Annotated in this window: 20 protein-coding genes; 10 read left to right on the top strand and 10 right to left on the bottom strand. The window is 65.3% G+C overall.

Features of this window, described 5'->3' with window-relative positions; genetic code table 11:
- Positions 1-36: 36 nt before the first annotated feature.
- The gene (glpD, locus tag RT662_RS09265) at positions 37-1,560 is read right to left on the bottom strand and encodes a glycerol-3-phosphate dehydrogenase (RefSeq protein WP_313670432.1); all 1,524 of its coding nucleotides are present in this window, start codon (positions 1,558-1,560) and stop codon (positions 37-39) included.
- A 42-nt stretch (positions 1,561-1,602) separates the two neighbouring features.
- Here glpD and glpK point away from each other — a divergent pair, with 42 nt between their 5' ends.
- The 4 genes from glpK (at position 1,603) to RT662_RS09285 (ending at position 5,904) form a co-directional block, all read left to right on the top strand.
- Complete coding sequence (gene glpK, locus RT662_RS09270; RefSeq protein WP_313670433.1) at positions 1,603-3,081, top strand: glycerol kinase GlpK; 1,479 nt, start codon at positions 1,603-1,605, stop codon at positions 3,079-3,081.
- Positions 3,078-3,257 (top strand): hypothetical protein, encoded by a 180-nt coding sequence (locus tag RT662_RS09275; protein ID WP_313670434.1) that lies wholly within the window; start codon positions 3,078-3,080, stop codon positions 3,255-3,257. The genes glpK and RT662_RS09275 overlap by 4 nt, the downstream gene beginning before the upstream one ends.
- Before the next feature lie 173 nt (positions 3,258-3,430).
- The gene (locus RT662_RS09280) at positions 3,431-3,673 is read left to right on the top strand and encodes a hypothetical protein (RefSeq protein ID WP_313670435.1); all 243 of its coding nucleotides are present in this window, start codon (positions 3,431-3,433) and stop codon (positions 3,671-3,673) included.
- 98 nt (positions 3,674-3,771) lie between these two features.
- A complete protein-coding gene (locus RT662_RS09285) occupies positions 3,772-5,904 on the top strand; it encodes a PQQ-dependent dehydrogenase, methanol/ethanol family (protein WP_313670436.1) in 2,133 nt (710 codons plus the stop codon).
- A 31-nt stretch (positions 5,905-5,935) separates the two neighbouring features.
- Here the strand turns inward: RT662_RS09285 and RT662_RS09290 are convergent, their stop codons facing one another.
- From RT662_RS09290 to RT662_RS09300, 3 genes are all read right to left on the bottom strand, one after another.
- Positions 5,936-7,111: a VWA domain-containing protein gene (locus tag RT662_RS09290; protein WP_303793492.1), complete on the bottom strand. Its 1,176-nt coding sequence runs from the start codon at positions 7,109-7,111 to the stop codon at positions 5,936-5,938.
- 89 nt (positions 7,112-7,200) lie between these two features.
- Complete coding sequence (locus RT662_RS09295) at positions 7,201-7,848, bottom strand: glutathione S-transferase family protein (protein ID WP_313670437.1); 648 nt, start codon at positions 7,846-7,848, stop codon at positions 7,201-7,203.
- The gene (locus RT662_RS09300; RefSeq protein ID WP_313670438.1) at positions 7,845-8,798 is read right to left on the bottom strand and encodes an SDR family NAD(P)-dependent oxidoreductase; all 954 of its coding nucleotides are present in this window, start codon (positions 8,796-8,798) and stop codon (positions 7,845-7,847) included. The genes RT662_RS09295 and RT662_RS09300 overlap by 4 nt, the downstream gene beginning before the upstream one ends.
- 36 nt (positions 8,799-8,834) lie before the next feature.
- On the opposite strand from RT662_RS09300, the gene RT662_RS09305 reads away from it, so the two are divergent.
- The 3 genes from RT662_RS09305 (at position 8,835) to RT662_RS09315 (ending at position 12,253) form a co-directional block, all read left to right on the top strand.
- Complete coding sequence (locus RT662_RS09305; protein ID WP_313670439.1) at positions 8,835-9,560, top strand: SDR family oxidoreductase; 726 nt, start codon at positions 8,835-8,837, stop codon at positions 9,558-9,560.
- On the top strand, positions 9,557-10,288 hold the full coding sequence (locus RT662_RS09310; RefSeq protein WP_313670440.1) for an SDR family oxidoreductase: 732 nt from the start codon (positions 9,557-9,559) through the stop codon (positions 10,286-10,288). The genes RT662_RS09305 and RT662_RS09310 overlap by 4 nt, the downstream gene beginning before the upstream one ends.
- A 78-nt stretch (positions 10,289-10,366) precedes the next feature.
- Positions 10,367-12,253 (top strand): amidase family protein, encoded by a 1,887-nt coding sequence (locus tag RT662_RS09315; RefSeq protein WP_313670441.1) that lies wholly within the window; start codon positions 10,367-10,369, stop codon positions 12,251-12,253.
- 24 nt (positions 12,254-12,277) lie between these two features.
- Here RT662_RS09315 and RT662_RS09320 read toward each other — a convergent pair whose 3' ends face one another.
- Positions 12,278-13,123, bottom strand: a complete 846-nt coding sequence (locus tag RT662_RS09320) for a MoxR family ATPase (protein ID WP_313670442.1) — start codon at positions 13,121-13,123, stop codon at positions 12,278-12,280.
- A gap of 166 nt (positions 13,124-13,289) precedes the next feature.
- Here RT662_RS09320 and RT662_RS09325 point away from each other — a divergent pair, with 166 nt between their 5' ends.
- Entirely contained in the window at positions 13,290-14,777 is a 1,488-nt protein-coding gene (locus RT662_RS09325) for a hypothetical protein (protein ID WP_313670443.1), read from the top strand.
- Between the two features lie 10 nt (positions 14,778-14,787).
- Here the strand turns inward: RT662_RS09325 and RT662_RS09330 are convergent, their stop codons facing one another.
- The 5 genes from RT662_RS09330 to RT662_RS09350 form a co-directional block, all read right to left on the bottom strand.
- Complete coding sequence (locus tag RT662_RS09330; RefSeq protein ID WP_313670444.1) at positions 14,788-15,483, bottom strand: hypothetical protein; 696 nt, start codon at positions 15,481-15,483, stop codon at positions 14,788-14,790.
- A 148-nt stretch (positions 15,484-15,631) separates the two neighbouring features.
- On the bottom strand, positions 15,632-17,239 hold the full coding sequence (locus RT662_RS09335; RefSeq protein ID WP_313670445.1) for a hypothetical protein: 1,608 nt from the start codon (positions 17,237-17,239) through the stop codon (positions 15,632-15,634).
- A 67-nt stretch (positions 17,240-17,306) separates the two neighbouring features.
- A complete protein-coding gene (gene rpoD / locus RT662_RS09340) occupies positions 17,307-19,319 on the bottom strand; it encodes an RNA polymerase sigma factor RpoD (protein WP_313670446.1) in 2,013 nt (670 codons plus the stop codon).
- Positions 19,320-19,449: 130 nt separating this feature from the next.
- Complete coding sequence (dnaG, locus tag RT662_RS09345) at positions 19,450-21,285, bottom strand: DNA primase (protein ID WP_313670447.1); 1,836 nt, start codon at positions 21,283-21,285, stop codon at positions 19,450-19,452.
- Complete coding sequence (locus tag RT662_RS09350) at positions 21,282-21,734, bottom strand: GatB/YqeY domain-containing protein (protein ID WP_313670448.1); 453 nt, start codon at positions 21,732-21,734, stop codon at positions 21,282-21,284. The genes dnaG and RT662_RS09350 overlap by 4 nt, the downstream gene beginning before the upstream one ends.
- 138 nt (positions 21,735-21,872) lie before the next feature.
- Here RT662_RS09350 and carA point away from each other — a divergent pair, with 138 nt between their 5' ends.
- Both carA and carB read left to right on the top strand, forming a co-directional pair.
- The gene (carA, locus tag RT662_RS09355; RefSeq protein ID WP_273461697.1) at positions 21,873-23,051 is read left to right on the top strand and encodes a glutamine-hydrolyzing carbamoyl-phosphate synthase small subunit; all 1,179 of its coding nucleotides are present in this window, start codon (positions 21,873-21,875) and stop codon (positions 23,049-23,051) included.
- On the top strand, positions 23,051-25,369 hold a 2,319-nt coding region (gene carB / locus RT662_RS09360), incomplete at its 3' end, for a carbamoyl-phosphate synthase large subunit (protein WP_313670449.1). The genes carA and carB, both read left to right, overlap by 1 nt.

Raw genomic sequence — 25,369 nt, forward strand, 5'->3', positions numbered from 1 at the left:
CAATGCTGAGGCTGCCAGCGCGGGCAGTGGCCGCATTCAGTCGATACCGGGCCGGGCAAAGCGGTGCCCGGCGGGGATTTCGCGGACATCGGCAGGGGTTTCGCCGAACCAGCGCGCGACGTCGGCTTGCGCCGTGGCATCAAGGTGCAGGCCCAGCTTGGTGCGGCGCCACAGCACGTCGGCGCTGGATTGCGCCCATTCATTGGCCTTGAAATAATCGAGCTCGGCTTCGAACACGCCGCCGAAGTTGCGGCCCAGCCCGCCCGCCAGCAGATCGGCCGCCGGGGCGCCGATGGTCATGGCCAGCCGCTTGATCAGCTTGGGATCATAATTGGCCTCACGCGCCTGCAACTGCTCAAGCCAGCGCTTGAAGGCGGCCTGGCCGTGCTCGCCCTTGGCGCGATCAATCGCACCGCCGGGCAGGGGGGCTTTGCCGGTCCAGCTTTTCGATTTGGGCGCGATGCGGGCCATCACGTCTTCGGCGAGCACGCGATAGGTGGTGATCTTGCCGCCAACGATGGTCATGGCGTCGAGGCCCGGATGCTCGACGAGGCGATAATCGCGGGTGGTTTCCTTATCGTCCTTGCCGCTTTCCAGAATGAGCGGGCGCACGCCGACAAAGCGGTGTACCACGTCGTCCGGCGTCAACGGCCGGGCGAGATAGCGGTTGGCGGCAGACAGGAGATACTCCACCTCCGCATCGCTCACCTTGGCATCCTCGGGGCGCTGCACATCGCCTTCGGTGGTGCCGATCAGCGAATAATCCTGTTCGTAGGGGATGATGAAGATGATGCGGCCATCGGGCTGCTGCAACATGAAGGCATCGCGGCCCAGATGCACGCGGCGGGTGATGATGTGGCTGCCCTGCACCAGCCGCAGCGGCGGCGCGTCGTTCAGGCCCATCACGCGGCGGGCAACATCTTCCGCCCACGGCCCGGCGGCGTTGATCAGCCGTTGGGCGGTGATGGAGCGGCCATCGGCCAGAGTCAGCTGCCACAAGCCATCCACCCGTTCGGCCCGCGCCACCGGCGTGCGCGGCAGCACGGTTGCCCCGCGCGCGGCGGCATCCTTCAGATTTTCGACCACCAGCCGGGCATCGTCTACCCAGCCATCCCAGTAACGGAAGGCGGTGCGATAGCGGGTGTCGAGCGCGCGGCCGGCGCGTTCGCTGCGCAGATCGATGCGCGCCGAGCCCGGCACCACCTCGCGCCGGGCGAGATGATCATAGAGGAAGGTGCCGAGCCGCAGCATCCACACCGGGCGCATCCCTTCGGCGTGGGGCAGCACGAACGGCTGCGGCCAGGTGATGTGCGGCGCGATATCGAGCAGCACTTCGCGTTCGGCCAGCGCCTTTCGCACCAGACCAAAGGCATAATATTCAAGATAGCGCAGGCCGCCGTGGATCAGCTTGGTGGACGCTGACGAAGTGGCGCCGCCCACATCACTGGCATCGAGAATCGCCACGGAAAGCCCGCGGCCGGCCGCATCGCGGGCAATGCCGGCGCCGTTGATGCCGGCGCCGATGATGGCAAGATCGAAAGGCTGGGAGGGCAAGTTCACAAGAGCTTCCCTAACGGCGTTTGCCGCCATAGAAAAGGCGACATGACAGACCAGCTCATCCTCGTGCTCGATGCCGGCACCACCTCCACAAGGGCGATTGCCTTCACCACAACCGGCGAGATCGTCGCCAGCGCGGGCCGGCCGATGACCCAGCATTATCCGGCCAGCGGCTGGGTGGAACATGACCCAGCCGAGATTCGCGATCTGTCGCAGGCCTGCCTGGAAGAGGTGGCCGCGGCCGTGGGCGCGGAACGCATCGCTGCCATCGGCATCACCAACCAGCGCGAGACCATCTGTTTCTGGGACCGCACGACGGGTGAACCGCTGGCCCGCGCCATCGTCTGGCAGGACAGGCGGACCGCCGATTATTGCGCCGGGCTGAAGGCGGCTGATCCGGGCCTGGAAGCCAAGGTGCAGGCCAAGACCGGGCTGCTGCTCGATCCCTATTTTTCCGGCACCAAGTTCCGCTGGGCGCTCGATAACTGGCCGATGGTGGCCGATGCCGCGCGCGATGGCCGGCTGGCCGTGGGCACGGTGGAAAGCTGGCTGATCTGGCATCTGTCGGGCGGCACCACACACGTGACTGACGCCACCAACGCCAGCCGCACGCTGCTGATGGACCTGGCGACATGTGAATGGGACGATGACCTGATCGCCATGCTGGGCGTGCCGAAAGCGGCGCTGCCGGCGATTGTCGATTGTGCGGGCGCGCTGGCCGAAACGACCTTGCTTGGCCGCACGATTCCGATCACGGGCGCCGCGGGTGACCAGCAGGCCGCTGCCATCGGCCAGGCCTGCCTGTCGGCCGGCATGCTGAAGGCGACCTATGGTACTGGCTGCTTCCTGCTCGCCCATGCCGGGGCAGAGCCGCCGGTGTCGCGCAATCGCCTGCTTGCCACCGTGGCGTGGCGGCTGGATGGCAAGCCGGCCTATGCGCTGGAAGGCGCGATTTTCGTGGCGGGTTCGGCCGTGCAATGGCTGCGTGACGGGCTGGGCATCATCGCCACCAGCGCCGAGAGCGAGGCCCTGGCGCAAAGCGTGCCCGACAATGGCGGTGTGAGCTTCGTGCCGGCGCTGGCCGGGCTGGGCGCGCCCTATTGGAACCCGGATGCGCGCGGGGTGATCTGCGGGCTTTCGGGTGGCACAACGCGGGCGCACGTGGTGCGCGCTGCGCTGGAAGCGCAGGGCCAGCAGACCGCCGATCTGGTCGATGCGCTCGCTGCCGATGGCGTGCCGGCCGCGATGCTGCGCGTCGATGGTGGCATGGTGGCCAACAACTGGCTGTGCCAGGATCTGGCCGACAGCCTGGGCGTGGTGGTGGAACGACCGCGCGTGATCGAAACCACGGCGATGGGCGCGGCGATGCTGGCCGGGGTGGGGGCTGGCCTGTTTGCCGATCTGGCGGCATCCGCCGACGCGATGGCGGCGGCGGACGTGCGCTTCCACCCTGCCACCGATGGCGCCACCCGCAGTGCGCGCCGGACTCAATGGCAGGCGGCCATCGCCAAGGTTCTGGCGTGAATCCGCTTTCGGGTTTGGCGCTTGTGGCGGCCATGGCGCTGCTGATCGGTGGCCTGTGGCTTTCGCGGCAACCGGGCGGCAACCGCACCAAGGCGCTGCTGATGATCATCGCCGCCTTCGTGGTGGCATTCAACGCCTTTATTGCGACCTTTCCGCCGCCGCAACTGCCGGGCTGAACAGGGGCCGATAAACTAACAATCGGGGCTTTTTACCCGGTTCCTGGGGCAGATTCGGCATTTTTCGGCCTGTTTGATGCGATTCCCTGGACGGATTGCGGCCGTTTGGCTTGAAAAACGAGCCGGCTTGCATTAATTACGATGGCGTAATGTTCACAATGATGGAACAAGCCATGCGTGTCTGTCTGATCGCGACCACTCTGGCTGCTGCCGCCCTGCTGGCCGCGCCGGCGCTGGCCCAACGCCATGCCGATGTGGTGTATCTGCAGCAGATGAAGGCCAAGCACGCGCGCGAAATGGCGGAAAGCGCCAAGCGCAAGCAGGAGGGGGAAGCGGCTGCGCCAGTGCCGGCCAAAAAGGCCAAGCCGTCTGTGCCGGCAACCACCCCGGCAACGCCGCCGTCGACTTCGAACTGACGCTCCAGGCCGCAACGACGGCCCTGCGAGGAAATCCAGCTTGCATCCCCTCTGGGGGCGGATAGTCTGCCGTCAAATCAGAAGATGGGGAGAATGACATGAAGCGTGCGCTGTTGCTGGCGGCAGGGGCCAGTATTTGGGCTGTGGCAGGCGCGGTCGCGGTTGTGTCGGGCGGGCCGGGCACCGGCGTGCGCGGCGTTGATGCGCAGCGGCTGATGAACGCCCGCAGCGAACCAGGCAACTGGATGACGCATGGCGGCACCTATGCCGAACAGCGCTTCGCCGATCTCAATCAGATCAATGCCGATAACGTGGGCCAGCTTGGCCTCGCCTGGTACGCCGATCTGCCCACCAATCGCGGCCAGGAAGCCACGCCGATCGTGGTGGATGGCACCATGTACACCACCACATCATGGTCGAACGTGATGGCGCTGGATGCCGTTACCGGCAAGGTGAAGTGGCATTATGATCCCAAGGTCGACAAGGCGCGCGGGCACAGCGCCTGCTGTGATGTCGTCAATCGCGGTGTCGCGGTATGGGGCGGGCTGGTGTATGTCGCCGCGCTGGATGGCCGGCTGATCGCGCTGGATGCGGGCACCGGCAAGGTGAAATGGTCCACGCAAACCTTCACCGATAGCGCCAAGCCCTACACCATCACCGGCGCACCGCGCGTGATGAAGGGGCTGGTGGTGATCGGCAACGGCGGCGGCGAACTCGGCGTGCGCGGTTATGTGACCGCCTATGACGCGATGACCGGCAAGAAGAAGTGGCGCTTCTTTACCGTGCCGGGCAACCCGGCCAACGGCCCCGATGGCGAAGTGTCGGACAGCGTGATGGCCGGCAAGGTCGCGCCGACCTGGTCGGGCGAATATTGGAAGGGCGGCGGCGGCGGCACGGCCTGGGATGCCATCGTCTATGATCAGGAACTGGATCAGCTCTATATCGGGGTTGGCAACGGATCCCCGTGGAATCACATGATCCGATCGGACGGCAAGGGCGACAATCTCTTCCTGTCCTCGGTGCTGGCGCTGAAGCCGGATACTGGCGAATATCTCTGGCACTATCAGGGCACGCCTGCCGAGACGTGGGATTATACCGCCACCCAGCCGATCATGCTTTCAACGCTGATGATCGAAGGCAAACCGCGCAAGGTGCTGATGCAGGCGCCCAAGAACGGCTTCTTCTATGTGATCGACCGCGCCAATGGTCAGCTGATTTCGGCCAAGGGCTTTGCCACGCAAACCTGGACCACCGGCGTTGACATGAAGACCGGCCGCCCGATCGAAGTGCCGGAAGCGCGTTATCGCAAGGCCGGCGCATTGGTGATGCCGTCGCCGCTGGGCGCCCACAACTGGCACCCGATGAGCTACAGCCCGCGCACTGGTCTGGTGTATCTGCCGGCGCAGGAGATTCCGCAGTTTTATATGGCGCAGGACGGCTTTGAACGCCGTGAGGGGGCCTGGAACCTGGGCATCAATATTGATCCGGGTTCGGTTCCCGATGATCGGGCCCAGTTCAAGGCCTTGAAGGCGTCGCTGAAAGGCAAGCTGATCGCCTGGGATCCGGTGGCGCAGAAGCCTGCGTGGGAAATCACTTATGATGGCCCGTGGAACGGCGGCACGCTGGCAACCGCCGGCAATCTGGTGTTCCAGGGCAATGGCGCTGGTGATTTCCAGGCGTTCAACGCCAGCACCGGCAGCAAGCTGTGGAACTTCAAGGCGCAGACCGGCATCATCGCGCCGGCTGTGAGCTATGCCGTGAAGGGCCAGCAATATGTGGCGATCATGGTCGGCTATGGCGGCGCCTTCCCGTTGACTGCCGCCTTTGACGATCCGCGCGATGCCCGCAATGGCCGTCTTCTGGTGTTCAAGCTGGGCGGCAAGGGTGCATTGCCCAAGGCGACCGAGCCGGTGTTTGCGGCGGCCAACCCGCCCAGCGACGCCTTCACGCCGGAACAGGTGGCTGAAGGCGGCAAGATCTACAGCGCCAACTGCGCCTTCTGCCATGGCCCCGATGCCCATGCGTCCGGCATCCTGCCCGATCTGCGGCGCTCTGGCTTGCTTACCGATGCGGCGGCTTGGAAGGCCGTTGTTCACGATGGCGCACTGAAGGCCAATGGGATGATCGCCTTCAGTCGCTGGTACACCCCGGCGCAGGTGGAAGCCGTGCGCGGCTATGTGGGCAGCCAAGCGAAGAAGCTGCAGGCGCTGGAAACCGCTGGCGGCAAGTGAGGTGGTGAGGGGCCGGCGCCGCGCCGGCCCCTTATTTCTTGCGGCTCAATTCCCGCATGCCGCGATCCAGCCCTTCCAGGGTGAGCGGATACATGCGGTCGTGCATGATCTCCTTGATCATGCGGATGGACTGGCCGTTTTCCCAATGCTTTTCCGGGATCGGGTTCAGCCAAATTGACGAGTGATAGACGTCGGTCATCCGGCGCAGCCAGGCCTCACCGGGTTCCTCGTTCCAATGTTCGGTGCTGCCGCCGGCATAGGTGATCTCGTACGGGCTCATCGAGGCGTCGCCAACGAACACCAGTTTGTAATCGTGCGGGAATTTGTGGAGGATCTCCATCATCGGCGTCCGCTCGGTCCAGCGGCGCTTGTTGTCTTTCCACACCGCCTCGTAGGGGCAGTTGTGGAAGTAGAAGAATTCCATGTGCTTGAACTCGGATTTCGCTGCCGAAAACAGCTCCTCGCACAGCTTGATGTGCGGATCCATCGAGCCGCCGATATCCAGCATCAGCAGCAGTTTCACCGCGTTGTGCCGTTCGGGGCGCATGACGATATCGAGCCAGCCCTGTTTGGCGGTGCCGCGGATGGTGGAATCAAGATCAAGCTCATCGGCCGCGCCTTCGCGGGCGAAGCGGCGCAGGCGGCGCAGCGCCACCTTGATGTTGCGGGTGCCCAGCTCAACGGTTGAATCGAGATTCTTGAACTCGCGCTTGTCCCACACCTTCACGGCGCTCTGCTTGCGCCCATCCTTCTGGCCGATCCGCACGCCTTCGGGATTGTCGCCCTGCGCGCCAAAGGGGGATTTGCCGGCGGTGCCGATCCACTTGTTGCCGCCTTCGTGGCGTTTTTTCTGTTCCTCAAGGCGCTTCTGGAGGGTCTCCATCAGCTTGTCCCAGCCCATCTTTTCCAGCTCGGCGCGCTCTTCCTCGCTCAGGTTCATTTCGGCCAGGGCGCGCAGCCAATCCTCCGGAATCTCGGTCTCGCTCTCCAGAGTTGGTTCGATCCCCTTGAACACCTTGGCAAATACCTGATCGAACCGGTCGAGCAGACCTTCATCCTTCACATAGGTCGCACGGGCCAGATAATAGAAATCGATGATCGAATAATCGATCACGTCACCCTGCAGCGCCTCCAGCATCATCAGATGCTCCTTCATGGAGGCCGGGATTTTCGCGGCGCGCAATTCTTCGAGGAAGGTGAGGAACATCGGGCAGGGCCTTGAGCTTGAGTGTGGCGACTGTTGCCGGGGCCGGCGGCCAGCGCAATGCGGAATTTTGCCAGCCGCGCAGCGCCACTTCAGCCGTGTGCGGCGTCGGAACGGGCCTTCTGCTCGGCAAAGGCCGTCTGGAAGGCCGGGCGAGCCTCGGCGCGGGCGACATAGGCCGCCAGCGCCGGATAATCGCCCGTCAGCAGCGCCGCCGCCGGCCGGCGCAGCACACACACCATCATGATGTCGCCGGCGCTGAAGTCGCCTTCCAGCCAGTCCTTGCCTTCCAGCCACGCCGCCAGATCGTCCAGCCGCTGGCGCAGCCGGGCCTCCAGCATCGGCAGTCGCTCCGCCGTCCACGGCTTGTCGCCCTCCAGCAGCACCGCCACCTCGCGCTCGACAATCACCGGCTCGATGGTGCTGACGGCAGCGAACATCCAGGCAATGGCGCGGGCGCGGGCGGCCGGATCGGCGGGCAACAGGCTGGAGTGGTTTTCGGCAATGTGCAGCACGATTGCACCGGATTCGAACAGGGTGAGCCCGTCGGCTTCGAAGGTCGGGATCTGCCCGAACGGCTGGCGCGCCTTGTGTTCCACTGTCTTCAGTTCGGCAAACGACAGCGGCCGCAGCTCATGGCCTTGCCCCACCTCAGCCAGCGCCCAGCGCACCGCCATGTCCCGCGCCAGCCCGCGTCCGCGATCGGGGGAGGCGGCGAAGACGCTGATGATGGGTGTCACCCGCGCAGGGCCTTCAGCGTGCGGTTTGGCGGAATCACCGTTTCGATGCGGCCACCGGGATAGAAGGCGCGGATGGGGGCTTGCTGGGGCAGGGCAGCCAGCGCTTCGGCCAGGGCTGGCACGTCCCAATGGCCGTCGCCGGTCACCAGCCAATCGGCGCTCCACGGCTGATACAGCGCCACGTCCGGGCCTTCACTGCCAAAGATGCGGCCGGTGAAACGGTTGAGCGGCGAGGCGAGATAGACGACCAGCGGCGAGACATGATCGGGCAGGTGGCGATCGAAACCGTCGGATCTCGGCATCAATTCGTCCACCGTCGGGCTGGCCATCACCATGCGGGTGCGGGCGGCCGGCGCGATCGCGTTGGCGCGCACGCCCAGCTTTGCCAGTTCCTGCGCTGCCACCACGGTGAGCGCGGCGATGCCCGCCTTGGCGGCGCAATAGGGCCCGCCGTTGACCATCGGATGCACGCCCACTGGCGATGTGGTGTTGATGATGGCGCGGCCTTCCTTGCGGCCTTCGCGCGCCCAGAACTTGGCGGCGTGGTGGCAAACGGCGGTGGTGCCTTTCAGGTGAACACCGGTTTCAAGGTCATAGTCCGCCTCGGTCAGGTCAATCAGGCTTGCCGGGCGGTTGATCCCGGCGTTGTTGACGACGATATCGAGCCCGCCGAACGCGGCCACGGCATCGGCGATGATCGATTCTGCGCCGGCCCAATCGGCAACGCTGGCGCGATTGGCCACCGCACGCCCGCCCATTGCGATGATTTCGGCCACCACCTCGTCCGCTGCGCCCCCCTGTTTTTGATCAGGGGAGCCCCCGGTTACCGATCCACCCAGATCGTTGACCACCACCGCTGCACCGTGGGCGGCCAGCGCCAAGGCGTGGCAGCGGCCCAACCCGCGGCCGCCGCCTGTCACAATCGCGACCTTGCCCGAAAGTAGTGCCATGGCTGAAATCTCCCTGTAATTCGGGGGAGAGTGCGTGTGGGCACGTTTGCCGGCAAGACCGTGCTAGTGACAGGGGGATCGACCGGTATCGGCAATGCAGCCTCGCGTCGGTTTCTGGCCGAGGGCGCACGGGTGATCGTGACCGGCACGCGGGTGAGCGCTGCTGATTATGCCGGCACCGATGGCGATCTTGCAGGAATTGAGTATTACCAGCTCGATCAGGGCGATCTGGCCGCCGTCGCCGCCTTTGACCCGGGCGTTGAGCAGCTTCATGCGCTGGTCGTGTCGGGCGCCAAGGTCGCCTACAAGCGGGCCGAGTTCATTCCCGAAACCTTTGCCGACGTGTTGGCCACCAATCTGACCGGGCCGATGGCACTGGCGATGAAGTTCCGCGCCGCACTGGCTGCCGCGAAGGGCAGCATCGTGTTCGTTGGCAGCGTGGCCAGTTTCAAGGGCACCATCGGCCAGCCAGCCTATTCGGCCAGCAAGGGCGGCCTGCTCACGCTCACCCGCACGCTGGGGCAGGCGCTGGGCGGGGAGGGCATCAGGGTCAATCTCGTGGCGCCGGGGCTGGTGCGATCGAAGATGACCGCCATCACCTGGGAACATCCCGATCGGCTGGCGGCCACGGAACGGCAGGTGCCATTGGGCCGCATTGGTGAACCCGACGATATCGCCGGGCCGATCATTTTTCTGGCGTCGGATGCGGCGCGTTATGTCACCGGCACGTCGCTGGTGATCGATGGGGGTTTGAGCGCATGAACGGCCTGAACAACGGCAGCTGGGCGCGCGGCAAGTCCGTTCTGGTGACGGGCGGCACGCAGGGCATCGGCAAGGCGGTGGCGGAGCAATTCCTGGCGCTGGGTGCCCGGGTGACGATCACCGGCACCCGCACCCGGGTCGAATGCTATGATGAACCGCCCGAAGGCGTGACCTATATCCAGGCCGATCTCACCTGGCCGGAGGCCCGCGCCGAAGTGGCGGCGCACATCGACAATCTTGATGTGCTGGTCAACAACGCCGGCCGCGGTTCCGCCAATGAATATGAGCAGGAAGAGTTCGAGCATGTCATCGACACCAACCTGAACGCCGTCATGGATTTGTCCGTGCGCCTGCACCCGCTGTTGAAGGCAACGCGCGGCAGCATCATCAATGTGGGCAGCCTGGCGAGCTTCTTGGCGCTGAAGGAAACGCCGGCCTACACCGCCTCCAAGGCCGGGCTGCTGGGCCTCACGCGGGCCCTGGGTGACAAATGGGCGCCGGATGGCGTGCGCGTGAACCTCGTGGCGCCCGGCTTCATCGCGACCCGCATGACCGAAGGCGCCCGCACCAACCCGGAGCGCGAGAAGAAACTGATGCGCGCCATCCCGATGCAGCGCTGGGGTGAGCCCGACGAGATCGCCAGCGCCATCCTGTTCCTCGCCAGCCCGGCCGCCAGCTATATCACCGGGCAGAGCCTGGCCATCGATGGCGGCCTGATGCTGCGCTGATCCGCGGTTGATCTCTGCCATTGACGGGGCGCCGTCGCTGGCCTTTGCTGTGTGGGTGACGGGCAAGGGGGATCAGGCATGAAGCGCAGCCGCAGTGTGGCCCTGGTGATGGCAACAATGGCACCAGCCGTGCAGGCGGCGCCGCAACCGCCGGGCAACATCGAGGTGGCGGAAGCCTCCATCCCGCAACTGCAGGCGGCGCTGGCCAGTGGAGCGGTGACATCGCGGCAATTGGTGTTGGCTTATCTGGCCCGCATCGCCGCCTATGACAGCCAAGGCCCGGCGCTGAACAGCATCGTCACGCTCAATCCCGCCGCGCTGGCGCAAGCGGATGCGCTGGACAAGGAGCGTGCCAGCAAAGGCCCACGCGGGCCGCTGCACGGCATTCCGGTGCTGGTGAAAGACAATTTCGACACCAAGGACATGCCCACCAGCGGTGGCGCGCTGGCGCTGGCGACGTTGCAGCCGGCGCAGGATGCCCACCAGGTGGAAAAGCTGCGCAGCGCCGGCGCCATCATCCTTGGCAAAACGGCCATGCACGAACTGGCTGCCGGCACCACCACCATCTCCTCGCTCACCGGCCAGTCGCGCAATCCCTATGATCTGCTGCGTTCACCGGGCGGTTCCAGTGGCGGCACCGGTGCGGCGATTGCCGCTAGTTTCGCGGCGGCCGGCATGGGCAGCGACACCTGCGGTTCGATCCGCATTCCGGCGGCCTATCAGAATCTGTTTGGCCTGCGCACCACGCGCGGGCTGGCGAGCCGGACGGGCGTGATCCCGCTTTCCGATACGCAGGATGTGGCCGGGCCACTGGCGCGCAGCGTCGCCGATCTGGCGATCATGCTGGATGCCACGGTCGGCAGCGACAAGCGCGACGCGATCACGGCGGGGGCTGATGCACATGTGCCCAAATCCTATGCCGATGCGCTGCAGCCCGGATCACTGAAAGGCGCGCGCATTGGCGTGTTGCGCAGCCTGTTCACCGTCGTGCCCGACGATGGGGACGGCAAATTGGTCTATGATCAGGCCATCACCGTTATGCGCAATGCTGGTGCCGAGGTGATTGAGGTGGCCATTCCCGGCCTCGACGAAATGCTGAATGATGCCAGCGCCAGCACGTTCGAATTTGTCGAGGATCTGCGCCGCTATCTGGCGACGCATCCGGGGGCGCCGGTCGCGTCGCTGAACCAGATCGTGAAGGCCGGCTTGCATCATGACCAGCTCGACAAGCGGCTGCGTGATCCGCTGACTGGCCCGGATCGCAATGCCCCCGGCTATCAGGTGCTGCTGGCCAAACGCACGGTGGCGCGGGCGGCCACGGATGCACTGCTGACCAAGGAGCGGCTGGACGCGCTGCTCTATCCCACGGCCCTGGGCCGGCCGCCGGTGATCGGCGCCGAGAATATCGCCAGCAATTGCCGGTTGAGCGTGGTCACCGGCCTGCCGGCGTTGGCCATCCCCGCCGGCTTCACGCCGCGGGGGCTGCCGGTGGGCCTGGAACTGCTGGGGGCCGCTTTTGCCGAACCGCGGCTGCTGGCGCTGGCGCATGGGTGGGAGCAACTAGCCAAACCGCGCCAGCCGCCGTTCAGCACGCCGCCGCTGGTGGCCGGCAAGGCACCTGGGCCGCAGCAGACGGTGGTAAGCCTGGCCGGTGGCGGCTCCGCAAAGGCCACGATCCGCTTTACCTACGATCCCACGACCGCCCGGATGCACGCCGACGTGACCGCCAGCGGCACCGGCAGAGACGCGCCCATCGCCATTGCCCTGCACCGCAGCCACGAAGGCGGGCCGGGGCCGATCCTGGTGCCGGTCATGCTGCGCGGGCAGAAACGCGTCAGCGCCGACCTGGTGCTGGACGCGGTGGCGCGGGCCGATCTGGCGGCTGGCCGGTTAGCTGTGGTGCTCTACACCGCCGCCGCGCCGCTGGGGACGGGGCGGGTGACGCTCACTTTCAAGCCGGAGTAAGCGAAAGGCTCAGGCCTGCCCCGATTACTGTCCGCGCCGGCTCATGAAGGCCAGGCGTTCGAACAGCATCACGTCAGCCTCGTTCTTCAGCAGCGCGCCGTGCAGCGGCGGGATCAGGCTCTTCGTGTCGCGGTTGCGCAGCACATCAATCGGCAGATCTTCGTGCATCAGCAGCTTCAGCCAATCCAGCAGCTCGCTGGTGCTGGGCTTCTTCTTCATGCCCGGCACTTCGCGCATGTCGAAGAAGATGTTCATGGCTTCGGCGACCAGGGCGCGCTGAATATTGGGGTAATGCACCCGCACGATGGCTTCCATCGTGTCGCGATCGGGGAACTTGATATAGTGGAAGAAACAGCGGCGCAGGAAGGCGTCGGGCAGCTCCTTTTCGTTGTTGCTGGTGATGATCACGATCGGGCGCTGGGTGGCCTTGATGCGCTCCCCGGTTTCGTAAACGTCGAACTCCATGCGATCGAGCTCGGTCAGCAGATCGTTGGGGAATTCGATATCGGCCTTGTCGATCTCGTCGATCAGCAGCACCGGCAGTTTTTCCGACGTGAAGGCTTCCCACATCTTGCCGCGGCGGATGTAGTTGGAAATGTCTGAAACGCGCGGATCGCCCAATTGGCTGTCACGCAGGCGGCTCACCGCATCATATTCATACAGGCCCTGCTGGGCCTTGGTGGTGGATTTGACGTTCCATTCAATCAGCGGCGCATCGAAGGCATTGGCGATCTGCTGGGCCAGCACCGTCTTGCCGGTTCCGGGTTCGCCCTTCACCAGCAATGGCCGGCGCAAGGTGACCGCGGCATTGACCGCGACCTTCAGATCATCGGTGGCGACATAGCCGGTGGTGCCTTCAAAACGCATCATCAAATCCCCTTCGTTCACCACAGCTAAAGTCGCAGCGGCGACAGTGCAATCCTGTCATTGTGCCAAGGGAAGGCCAGTGCCATAACGCCGCAAGTCACAAGAACAGGGTCTATACGGGGGGTATTTCATTTCGCGTGCTGTTCGTCTCGGGATTGCCGGGGCGCTGTTGCTGGCCGCTGCGCCGGCACTTGCCGAACCCTCGGCGCTGCTGAAATGCGATGGCTATGGCCGGCGGCAAACGCCCGGCGAGCAACTCGGCCGCGGTCTGGTCGTGCTGGGCACGCTGGGCCTGTTTGGCAGCGCCGAGGCGGACAAGCCGTCGGCCCCCGAGGCTGGCGAAAAGGGGATCGCCGCCTGCACCGAAGCGCTGACTGACAGCCGCACCACCGGCAACCCGGTACGCCGCGCCGAAGTGATGTTGATGCGCGGTGTGCGCCAGTTCGAGATGGGCCGTTTCGACGACGCCATCGCCGATGCGAGGGCCGCCCGCGGCGTGGAACTGACACCGCTGGTGCGCGCCCATTTCGATCGCAATATCGGGCCGTCCACGCTGGTGCTGGAGGCATTGGCCCGGCTGTCGCAGAACAACCAGGCCGAAGCCGAACGCCTGTCGGCGGCTGCGGCCAACGCCCGTCCCAATGCCACCTTCCTGACCGAGGAAGCACTGCGCATCATGGCGCTGACGCCGGAGATCACGGCGGATGAGCGGCTGTTGCTGGACCGGTTGTGGCGGTTGCAGGCCGGTGTGCGGCACAGCCAGCACCAGGAAGGTGCCGGCGAATGGGCCGGGGCGGCGGCCAGCATGAAAACGCTGGTGGCGATGTTGCAGAAGCCCGGCGTCGTCACGCTGGCGCGGCAGGCCGCCGTGCAGGCGCTGGCCGGCGATACGGCGGGTGCGGAAGCGACGCTGGCGCGGGTGGGGCAGGATATCGATGAACTGGCGGCCAAGGCTGGCGGTACCGATCAGGCGGCGCAAACCGCCGCGCAACAGGTCGCGCGGGCTGATGAGCTGGTGCAACTGGCCAAGGCGCAGGTGGCGCTGAACAAGGGCCAGCTGGAAGAGGCCAAGGGCTTTCTGGCCGGCCGTCCGCGCTGGCTGTCGCCCGCCTCGCTCACCGCCCAGATCATCGCCAATGTGCAAGCCAAGGCGGGGCCGGGCACGGCGTCGGGGGTGGACCCGGCCAAGATCCGCGCCGATGCCACCAAGGTGGCGCGCGACGGCCTGACCGGCAAGGGCGTGCTGGGCCTGATGGTGACGATGCTGCCGCGCTGGGAAGATCCGGGCGAGGCGCAGGAGTTGGGCAAGGCGATGCTGCCCACCGCCAAGACCATGCAGCCCAAGCCGGTGCGCGATGGCGCGGCCACCGGTATCACCGCTGTGCGTCCCGCCGCGCTGGACACCACGACGGAAGCGCTGCTGGTTGCCGCCGCCCGCGCGACCAAGGCCAAGGGTCAGGATCGCTTTGCCGTGCTGTTCAACTTCGTGCTGCCGGGCACGGCGCGGGTGGGGCTGAACGGCCGGTTGGGCATAGTGGAATATGTGACGCCAGCAGATCCGCTGTTTGCCGCCCAGGAAGCCCGTGCCTTGAAGGTGGCGGACATCGAAGCGGCGTTGGGCAACCAGTACAAGGCGCCCGATCCCCAGAAGCGCTGATCAGCGCTGATCAGCGGTAGGCGTAGACGACTTCGTCGGTCTGGCCGCCGACGAAGCCGAACATGCTGCCCTTGCTGTCGGCCGATTGGCTGGCCAGGCGAGGACGGCCATCGGGGCCGAGGCGATAATCGCTGATCTGTTCGAAATTGGTCACCTTGATCAGCAGGTTCAGCTTGAAATTCTCGCGGGCGCGCACCTTCAGACGGGCGACATAGGGCTTGCCGTCGTTGCTGGCGATCACCGCTTCGCCAGACAGGTGGCTGGAAATGTCGCCGGTGTCGGTGCGCACGGTGCCGGCCGGCAGCACCGGGATTGTGAGCGTCTTGCGCCCGTCACTGTCCACCGTGACATTCGACGCGGCCGCCAGAAGCGACGCCATGCGGTAATAGCCGGGCACCGGGTTGGCCGCGGTGGCCTTCCGGAATGTCTTCAGATGATTGGCACTGGGGGTCTTGCCGTTGACGCTGAGCAGCGACCAGCGCTTGCCGTCCCAACGTTCGACGGTGACGGTCTTTTCCTTGATGCCAGGGCCGCGACGGACCGCCGTGGTGGTGCGATCAAAGGCGATGCTGGCCGGATCGGCGGTGCGGGCGTCCGAGATGATCGCTTCGCGCAATGGTTCCAGCCGCAGTTCATCGGCGGGCGCTGCAGCCAACAGCAAGCTGGCCAGCACTGGCAGGACAAGCAGAGTAAGACCCGTCTTCATTGGCCCTTCCGTAACCCAGCGCGACAATGTGCCACAAGCGGCGTCTGGCCGATGCGGCTGTCACCGCGTCAAATGCCGCAGCAGCGTTGCAATGCAGCATCACCTGTTGCGGTTTGATGAACGAAACAACGGCCGCGCCTGCTCCGGATCAAGCGCCGTTTGCTGCAGTCAGCCCGTCACTGGCGAGGCGCAGACCTGGGCGCTGGGCCAGGGCGCGGCGGAAATCGGCGGCCGCACCGGCGCGATCTCCCTGCGCGGCGCGCAATTGGCCCGAGAGCACCGAGATTGGCAGCGGCCACAGCGGCGGTTCGGCATAGGGCAGGTTGGCCTCGATGGCCTCAGCGGCGGCATATGCCCTGAGCGCGCCTGCTACGTCGCCGCGCGCGGTGGCGATGCGGCCGCGGGCCACGGCATCGGCGATAGCGGCAAATTCCAGGGCCCCTCCGCCCCGCCGGCCACGGCGTGGCGTTTCCAGGCCATCGCGGGCCTGCCGCAGCGCCTTCAGTTCACCGTCCGCGCCATCGGGGTTGCCGCTCTGGGCCAATGCTTCGGCGCGCAGGCCATGCCAGGCGATGCCGAGCCGGCGCAGGCGCTTGTCGGGACGGGGCAGGGCCAGGATTTCGGCTGGCGACAGGAAATGCGCGCGCGTGTGCAAGGCGGTGACGAGCCGCATTTCCAGCCAGGGGGAGCGGGCCACATCGGCTGAATCAATCGCGGCTTCCAGCCCGGCAGCGGCCGCCAGCGCGGTCGCCTTGTCGCCGATCTGCACGGCAGCCGACGCGAGGAAATGCGTGTGGTGGTTGAAATAGCCATAATATTCCGGTTCGGCGCCGACCGCGCGGGCATAGGCTTCGTCGGCGGCGATGGCGCTCTTGTTGGCGGCGATGGCATCTTCAAAGCGGCCGATGCGATACCAGGTGTGGCTGGGCATGTGCACCATGTGCGGTGCGCCGGGGGCAAGGCCGCCCAGCCGCGCTGCCGGGCCGGCCGCCTTGGCCGGATTGGCGCTGGCTTCGGTGAGGTGGATGAGCAGGTGGATGGCCTGGGGCTGATCGGGGGTGCGGGCAAGAATCTTGTCCACCAGCGCCAGCGCCGTGCCGGCCCGAGCCTTCGGAACCTTGCCGCCGGCTTCCCAGTAATCCCAAGGCTGGCTGGTCATGATGGCTTCGGCGGCAAGGATGGCGACCAGATCATCATCCGGCCAGCGCTGGGCCAGTGCGATCATCGTATCGGCATAGAGATCGCCGTGAACGCCATCCTTGCCGCCGCCTGGGGCATGGCGGGCGTGCACAGCTTCCATCAAGGCGCGGTCGCGCTCGGAAAGCCGGTTGCTGCCCAGTGCCTGCGTGGTCAGCGCCCGGGCCTGTGCAATGGTTTCGGCCGCGATCGGCCCGCTGTTGATGTAGGGGCCCAATGCCAGCGCCTCGCCCCAGCTGCACATGGCGCAGCCAGGATCGAGCCGACGGGCTTCGCGGAAGCTCTTCAGCGCCTCGTCATAATCAAAGCCCCACAACTGGCCGAGGCCCTGATCGAAGAAAGCCTGCGCGCCCTGCACATCGGAAACCGCGATATGGGCCGGCGTCAGGCCGGGCACCAGCACGATGCTCGCCTTTGTGGCCGTGCCTGTGCCTTCACCTTGCCCGCACATGTTGGCGGCCAGCGCTGCGGCCAGCGCGAGATTGGCCGGGGAAGGGGCGGGAGCCGCCGACGTGCACAGCAGGAAGGCGGAAAGGGCAGCAGCGGAACGGATCATCATGGCCCAAACGTGATGCAGGCGGCTGCGCTTGGCAACCGCCTGTATCAATTCCGGCCGAAGGGCAGCCTCAAACGTCGAGGAAGCTGCGCATCTTGCGGCTGCGCGATGGGTGCTTCAGCTTGCGCAGCGCCTTGGCTTCGATCTGGCGGATGCGCTCGCGCGTCACGCTAAACTGCTGGCCGACTTCTTCCAGCGTGTGATCGGTGTTCATGCCGATGCCGAAGCGCATGCGCAGCACACGCTCTTCACGCGGGGTCAGGCTGGCCAGCACGCGCGTCACCGTTTCCTTCAGGTTGCTGTGAATGGCAGCATCCACCGGGATGACGGCGTTCTTGTCTTCGATGAAATCGCCCAGGTGGCTGTCTTCCTCGTCGCCGATCGGCGTTTCGAGGGAGATCGGCTCCTTGGCGATCTTCATCACCTTGCGGACTTTTTCGAGCGGCATCGAAAGCCGCTCGGCCAGTTCCTCCGGAGTCGGCTCGCGGCCGATTTCGTGCAGGATCTGCCGGCTGGTGCGCACCAGCTTGTTGATCGTTTCGATCATGTGCACCGGAATGCGGATGGTGCGGGCCTGGTCGGCGATGCTGCGCGTGATGGCCTGGCGGATCCACCACGTGGCATAGGTGCTGAACTTGTAGCCGCGGCGATACTCGAACTTGTCCACGGCCTTCATCAGGCCGATATTGCCTTCCTGAATGAGATCAAGGAATTGCAGGCCGCGGTTGGTGTATTTCTTGGCAATGGAAATGACGAGGCGCAGGTTGGCTTCGACCATTTCCTTCTTGGCGATGCGGGCTTCGCGTTCGCCCTTCTGCACCATGTTCACGATGCGGCGGAACTCGCCCAGGTCCACGCCGGTGGTTTCGGCAATGCCGGCCAGTTCGCGGCGGTTCTGATCAATGGACGCGATTTCGGCGGCGGCAAAGGCAGCCCACTTCTTGTCGATGGTGGCCACGCGGTCGAGCCAGCCTTCGGTCAGCTCGTTGCCAACATATTCATCGAGGAAGCTCTTGCGGACGATCTTGTGCTTGTCCGCCAGGCGCATCATGTTGCTGCCCTGCGCCATCAGCCGCTTGTTCTGCGTGTAGAGCGCTTCGACCAGCAGTTCGATCTTGTTGTTGTTGAAATGGATCGATTGCACGCCGCGCGTCAGCTCCTCGCGCAGCTTCTGGTATTTCTTCTCATCACCATTGGCAAAGGTCGGGCCGCCGTGCAGCGACGACAGCCGGGCTTCCTGCAGCTTGTGGAACTTCTTGTAGGTGCTGGTGATTTCAGCAAATTTTTCCAGCGCAGCGGGCTTCAGCTGCTCTTCCATCTGGCCGAGTGACAGCCCGCCTTCGTCATCTTCTTCGGCTTCGGCGGCGCGCTGCTGGGCGCGACGTTCGGTGAACTCGTCTTCCTCGTCGGCCGGCGGCGTTTCGACTTCCGGCTCTTCATCTTCCTTGAACTGTACGGTGGGCAGGTCGCCGCCTTCCTCGACCTCTTCGCCGTCTTCACCCGGCACCTTGGCCAACATGGCTTCGAGATCGAGGATCTCGCGCAGCTGCATGCGACCTTCGTTCAAGGCATTCGACCATTCGATGATGGCCTGGAACGTCATCGGGCTTTCGCACAGGCCGGCGATCATGGTGTTGCGGCCGGCTTCGATGCGCTTGGCGATGGCGATTTCGCCTTCACGGCTCAGAAGCTCAACGGCGCCCATTTCGCGCAGATACATGCGCACCGGATCGTCGGTGCGATCCAGCGGCGCCTTGACCACGGCAACCGGCGCCGGGGACAGATCGCCATCCACCGGTTCGGCTTCGGGCTCTTCCTCTTCGGGCGTATCGGCGTCTTCGGTGGTGTCTTCGTTTTCGACGACGTTGATGCCCATCTCGTTGATCGCGGACATCACGTCCTCGATCTGCTCGCTGGTCATCTGATCCTGCGGCAGCGCCTCGTTGATCTCGTCATAGGTGATGTAGCCGCGCTTCTTGGCACGGGCGATCAGCTTCTTGACCGAGGCTTCGTTGAGATCAATGAGCGGAGCATCGCCATCCGTCTTGGCATCCGTGGCGTCGTTCGCGACCGTCTTGGCCATCCGATTCTGCGTCCTTGCCTGTGCCGGAGAACCCGGCGTTAAACCCATCAGTAACGTGCAAAAGCCCGCCCGCTTGAGGAGAACCTCTGGCGGGGCAGGCTGCAGCTGCACGCATATTATACCGCGCCTCTTAGCCTTCCCGCCGCGATTCCGCCAGTGCCATCATCGCCGCGTCCAATGCCTCGATCTCCTGCCGCCGTTCCTGCTGCGCGGCCCAGTCCGCTTCATCCATGCTGGACTGGAAGCGGATGGTGGCCTCGGCCAGTGCCTCGACCAGTCCGGCCCGGGCCGTGGCCTGGGCCAGCGTCATGGCAAAATCCGCGTTCGCGACGCCCGCCGGGGTTTCGGCACGGGTGAAACTCAACCTGAGGCCGTTGCCGCGCCGGATGCGATCCGCCTCGGCTGCAAGCCCGATGTCTGCAAGATGGGCAAGCAGCTGGGCGCTTTCAAGACTGTGGTCCGCTGCCGTCATCGCCAGCACGGCGCCAAGCACGGCGGCATCACCAGCATCGGCAGGCCGCAGCGCCGCCAGCGAATCGTGATGGGCATCGGCCAGACCGGGCCGCAACAGCAGACCGGCCAGCACGGCCTCCATCACCGGATCATGGCCGCGTGCCACCATCGCTTTCAGGGCAGGCGAAACACCAGGGATGGGCGGCTGCCACTTTTCACCGGGCTTGCGCGGCTGCCAGGGTGCCCGCTGCGGCCGGGCCATGAAGGCGGCTTCGAAGCGCTGGTTGAACTCTGCCTGATACAAGGAACGCACATCGGGATCGGCGATGCCGGCGGCAGCTTCGCGCAGGTGCAGGCGAGCCTGGGCGCGGCGTTCCGGCGTCGCCTGTTCCAGCCCGGCGGTTTCGGTGGCCCAGATGTGATCGATCAGCGGCACGGCCGCCGCCAGCACGGCTTCGAAGGCGGCAGCGCCGCCGGTGCGGCAGAGATCATCCGGGTCCTGGCCTTGCGGCAGGGTCGCGATGCGCAGCGATTTGCCGGGCTTCAGCAGCGGCAGTGCCCGCATGGCGGCACGGGTGGCGGCGCGCATGCCGGCCGCATCGCCATCGAAACACAGCACCGGCACATCGACCAGCCGCCACGCCAGCATGAGCTGGGTTTCGGTCATTGCGGTGCCCAGCGGCGCGACGGCTTCGGTGATGCCGGCCTGGGCGAGGCCGATCACATCCATATAGCCTTCCACCACGATCAGCCGGTTCGACTTGCGTGCCGCCGGCCCGGCCTGATCCAGATTGTAGAGCAGCCGCCCCTTGTCGAAGAGTGGGCCATCGGCGGAGTTCAAGTATTTGGGCTGCACATCGCCCAGCGCGCGGCCGCCAAAGCCGACCACCCGTCCGCGTGCGTCGCGGATCGGGAACATCAGCCGGCCACGGAAGCGGTCGTAGGTGTCGCCCTCATCGGTCTTGCCGATCAGGCCGGCTTCCAGCAGCTTGTCGGCGGTCGCGTCCTTCAGATGGCCGCGCAGCGCGGTGCGCGAATCGTGGGAATAGCCCAGCGCGAACGCCTTCACCGTAGCCGGGCGCAATCCACGCCGCTCGATATAGGCACGCGCACCGGCCCCGCCTTCACCGGCCAGCTGCGCCTGGAACCAGGCGGCGGCCCTGCTGGTGAGTTTGGCCAAGCTGTCCGCCACTTCGGCCTTCGCCCGCGCTTCAGGGGAGGGGGCGGGCACTTCCAGCCCGGCTTCGGCGGCCAATTGCTTCACCGCCTCCATGAACGGCAGGCCCATGTTGTCAGTCATGAAGCGGATCACATCGCCGTGCGCACCGCAGCCGAAGCAGTGATAGAAGCCCTTTTCGTCGTTGACGTAGAAACTGGGGGATTTCTCATTGTGGAAGGGGCAGCAGCCCTTCATCTCCCGCCCCGCCCGGGTCAGCTTCACGCGCCGCCCGATGACGCCCGAAGCCGGAACACGGGCGCGCAATTCATCGAGGAAGGTGGGGGAGAGGCTCAACCCAGCGCGGCCTTCACCAGCCCGCTGGCCTTGCTCATGTCCAGCTTGCCGGCGAAACGCTCCTTCACGGCAGCCATCACGCGGCCCATGTCCTTGACGCTGGTGGCGCCGATTTCGGCGACAACGGCCTTGATCGCCGCCAGCGCTTCGGCGTCGTCCATCTGCTTGGGCAGGAAGCTTTCAATCACGCCCAGTTCGGCGCGTTCGGCATCGGCCAGTTCGGCGCGGTTGCCGGCCACATACATCTCGATCGATTCGCGGCGCTGCTTGGCCATTTTCATCAGCACGTCGACCACCAGCACGTCATCGTCGGCCGGCGCGGTGCCGGTGCGCAGCTCGATATCCTTGTTCTTCAAGGCGGCATTGATCAGGCGCAGGGCGCCGAGCCGGGCGCTGTCGCGGGCCTTCATGGCCTGGGTGGTGGCGGTCTGGATGGCGTCGCGCAGCATGGGAATCTCCGGTGGTGAAAAATGCCGATTGATCTTTGGGGCTCGATAGCGTCTCAGGCGTTCAATTAATAGATTGACGCCGTGGCACTACACCCCTAGGTCCCCCGCCGTTTGCCCGCAACCTGAAGGAAATTGCCCATGGCCGCCGCCCCTGCGCCCGCCCAACCCAAAGGCGCGACGGGGGTATTGGTTCTGGCCGATGGCAGCGTCATCTGGGGCCATGGTTTCGGTGCCGAAGGCGTGGCGGTGGGCGAAGTCTGCTTCAACACCGCGATGACCGGCTATCAGGAAGTGATGAGCGACCCCAGCTATGCCGGGCAGATCATCACCTTCACCTTCCCGCACATCGGCAACGTGGGCGCCAACAACGAGGATATCGAATCCGCCAACCCGCATGCGCTGGGCTGCGTGGTGCGCGAACCCGTCACGGCGGCCGCCAACTTCCGGTCACAGCGCCGCTTTGACGACTGGATGAAAGCGTGGGGCCGCATCGGCATTAGCGGCGTCGATACCCGCGCGCTCACCAAGCGCATCCGCGAAGGCGGCGCCCCCAACGGTGTGATCGCCCATAACAAGGCCGGCCAGTTCGACGTGAAGAAGCTGCTGAGCCAGGCCAAGGCGTGGCCGGGCCTTGAGGGGATGGACCTCGCCAGCGTGATCAGCGCCACCCAGAATTATGCTTGGGATGATGGATTGTGGACGCTGGCCGGCGGCTATGCCGTGCACAGCGGCAATCCCGATGGCCCGCACGTGGTGGCCATTGATTATGGCATGAAGCGCAACATCCTGCGCAACCTCGTCGCCGCCGGCGCGCGCGTGACGGTGGTGCCGGCCACAGCGACGTTTGACGAGATCATGTCGCTGAAGCCGGCGGGCATCTTCCTCTCCAACGGCCCCGGCGATCCGGCCGCCACCGGCGTGCATGCGGTGCCGACCATCCAGAAGATCTTGAACGCCGGGCTCCCATTGTTCGGCATCTGCCTTGGCCACCAGTTGCTCGGCCTCGCGGTGGGCGCCAAGACGCTGAAGATGACCCAGGGCCACCGCGGCGCCAACCACCCGGTGAAGCGATTGTCTGATGGCCGGGTCGAGATCACCTCGATGAACCACGGCTTCGCCGTGGACACCGAAACCCTGCCGGCGACGGCGCGGCCCACCCACATCTCGCTGTTCGACGGCACGCTGGCTGGCCTGGAACTGACCGACCGCCCGGCGTTCAGCGTGCAATATCACCCCGAAGCCAGCCCCGGCCCGCAGGACAGCCAGTATCTGTTCGAGAAGTTTGTCGGCTCTCTCGCCTCGACCCGGAGCCTCTGATGCCCAAACGCACCGACATCAAATCCATCCTGATCATTGGCGCCGGCCCGATCATCATCGGCCAGGCCTGCGAGTTCGATTATTCGGGCACGCAGGCGGTGAAGGCGCTGAAGGCGGAAGGCTATCGCATCATACTGGTCAATTCCAACCCGGCGACGATCATGACCGATCCGGAGCTGGCGGACGCGACTTACGTGGAGCCAATCACGCCCGAGATCGTCGCGCGTATCATTGAAAAGGAGCGGCCGGATGCCGTCCTGCCCACCATGGGCGGCCAGACCGCGCTCAATACCGCGCTGGCGCTGGCCAAGGATGGCACGCTGGAAAAATACAATGTCCAACTGATCGGCGCCGATGCCGAAGCCATCGACAAGGCCGAGGATCGGCTGAAATTCCGCGACGCGATGGACAAGATCGGCCTGGAATCGCCGAAGAGCCGCATTGCCCACACCGTTGAGGAGGCACTGGCCGCGCTGGAAGAGGTCGGCCTGCCGTCCATCATCCGCCCCAGCTTCACCATGGGCGGCACCGGCGGCGGCATTGCCTATAACCGCGAGGAATTCATCCACATCGTCACTGGCGGGCTTGATGCCAGCCCAACCACCGAAGTGCTGGTGGAAGAAAGCGTGCTGGGCTGGAAGGAGTATGAGATGGAGGTGGTCCGCGACAAGGCGGACAATGCCATCATCGTCTGCTCGATCGAGAATATCGATCCGATGGGCGTCCACACCGGGGACAGCATCACCATCGCGCCGGCGCTGACGCTGACCGACAAGGAATATCAGATCATGCGCAACGCCAGCATCGCGGTGCTGCGCGAGATCGGCGTCGAAACCGGCGGTTCCAACGTGCAATATGCGGTGAACCCCAAGGATGGCCGCCTGGTCGTCATCGAGATGAACCCGCGCGTGTCGCGATCATCGGCGCTGGCATCGAAGGCCACTGGCTTCCCGATCGCCAAGGTCGCAGCATTGCTTGCAGTGGGCTACACGCTGGACGAGATCATGAACGATATCACCGGTGCCACGCCGGCCTCGTTCGAGCCGACCATCGATTATATCGTCACCAAGATTCCGCGTTTTGCCTTTGAAAAGTTCAAGGGCGCCGCGCCGCTGCTCGGTACCGCGATGAAGTCGGTCGGTGAAGTGATGGCAATCGGCCGCAACTGGCAGGAAAGCGTGCAGAAGGCGCTGCGTGGCCTGGAAACCGGCCTGACCGGCTTTGACGAGGTGGATGCACTGAAGGGTGCCAGCATCGAGGAAATCGAAGCCGCGCTAAGCCGCCCGACGCCGGATCGCCTGCTGGTGGCGGCTGACGCCCTGCGCGCCGGCATGAGTGTGGAGCGCATCCACCAGATCGCCAAGTTCGAACCCTGGTTCCTGCGCCAGATGCTGGAACTGGTGGAGGAGGAAGCCAAGGTGAAGGCGAATGGCCTGCCCACCACGGCCGCTGCCTTCCGCCATCTGAAATCGCTGGGCTTTTCCGATGCGCGGTTGGCCAAGCTGGCCGGCACCACGGAAGCCGACGTGTTGCGCGCCCGCCGCGCCCTGAACGTGCGACCGGTGTTCAAGCGCATCGATACCTGTGCCGCCGAATTTGCGGCGAAAACGCCGTATATGTACTCCAGCTACGAAGCCCCCAGCTTTGGCGAACCGGACTGCGAGAGCAACCCGACCGACCGAAAGAAGATCGTCATCCTGGGTGGCGGCCCCAACCGCATCGGCCAGGGCATCGAGTTTGATTATTGCTGCTGCCACGCCTGCTTTGCGCTCGATGACGCGGGCTATGAAACCATCATGGTCAACTGCAACCCGGAAACCGTCTCCACCGATTATGACACGTCGGACCGGCTCTATTTCGAGCCGCTCACCGCCGAGGACGTGCTGGAAATCCTCCACACCGAAATGCAGAACGGCGAACTGGTGGGCGTGATCGTGCAGCTGGGCGGGCAGACCCCACTCAAACTGGCGCAGGCGTTACAAGATGCCGGCATTCCGATCCTGGGCACCAGCCCGGACAGCATCGATCTCGCCGAAGACCGCGAGCGTTTCGCCGCGCTGATCACCGAACTCGGTCTGAAGCAGCCGGACAACGGCATCGCGCGTTCGGCCGAGGAAGCTGTGCGCGTGGCGGAGACCATCGGTTACCCGGTGCTGATGCGCCCGTCCTACGTGCTGGGCGGTCGCGCCATGGAAATCGTCGACACGCTGGCGCAGCTGGAGACCTATATCCGCGAAGCCGTGGTGGTTTCCGGCAGCTCGCCGGTGCTGATCGACCGCTATCTGCGCGACGCCATAGAAGTGGACGTGGACGCGGTG

This window comes from Sandarakinorhabdus sp. (assembly GCF_032115815.1).
GTDB lineage: Bacteria > Pseudomonadota > Alphaproteobacteria > Sphingomonadales > Sphingomonadaceae > Sandarakinorhabdus.

Excerpts from the sequence above, each read along its gene's own strand:
- glpK (WP_313670433.1), top strand. The coding sequence starts at position 1,603 with ATGACAGACCAGCTCATCCTCGTGCTCGATGCCGGCACCACCTCCACA.
- RT662_RS09280 (WP_313670435.1), top strand. The coding sequence starts at position 3,431 with ATGCGTGTCTGTCTGATCGCGACCACTCTGGCTGCTGCCGCCCTGCTG.
- RT662_RS09285 (WP_313670436.1), top strand. The coding sequence starts at position 3,772 with ATGAAGCGTGCGCTGTTGCTGGCGGCAGGGGCCAGTATTTGGGCTGTG.
- RT662_RS09290 (WP_303793492.1), bottom strand. The coding sequence starts at position 7,111 with ATGTTCCTCACCTTCCTCGAAGAATTGCGCGCCGCGAAAATCCCGGCC.
- RT662_RS09300 (WP_313670438.1), bottom strand. The coding sequence starts at position 8,798 with ATGGCACTACTTTCGGGCAAGGTCGCGATTGTGACAGGCGGCGGCCGC.
- RT662_RS09310 (WP_313670440.1), top strand. The coding sequence starts at position 9,557 with ATGAACGGCCTGAACAACGGCAGCTGGGCGCGCGGCAAGTCCGTTCTG.
- RT662_RS09315 (WP_313670441.1), top strand. The coding sequence starts at position 10,367 with ATGAAGCGCAGCCGCAGTGTGGCCCTGGTGATGGCAACAATGGCACCA.
- RT662_RS09320 (WP_313670442.1), bottom strand. The coding sequence starts at position 13,123 with ATGATGCGTTTTGAAGGCACCACCGGCTATGTCGCCACCGATGATCTG.
- RT662_RS09330 (WP_313670444.1), bottom strand. The coding sequence starts at position 15,483 with ATGAAGACGGGTCTTACTCTGCTTGTCCTGCCAGTGCTGGCCAGCTTG.
- RT662_RS09335 (WP_313670445.1), bottom strand. The coding sequence starts at position 17,239 with ATGATGATCCGTTCCGCTGCTGCCCTTTCCGCCTTCCTGCTGTGCACG.
- rpoD (WP_313670446.1), bottom strand. The coding sequence starts at position 19,319 with ATGGCCAAGACGGTCGCGAACGACGCCACGGATGCCAAGACGGATGGC.
- RT662_RS09350 (WP_313670448.1), bottom strand. The coding sequence starts at position 21,734 with ATGCTGCGCGACGCCATCCAGACCGCCACCACCCAGGCCATGAAGGCC.
- carA (WP_273461697.1), top strand. The coding sequence starts at position 21,873 with ATGGCCGCCGCCCCTGCGCCCGCCCAACCCAAAGGCGCGACGGGGGTA.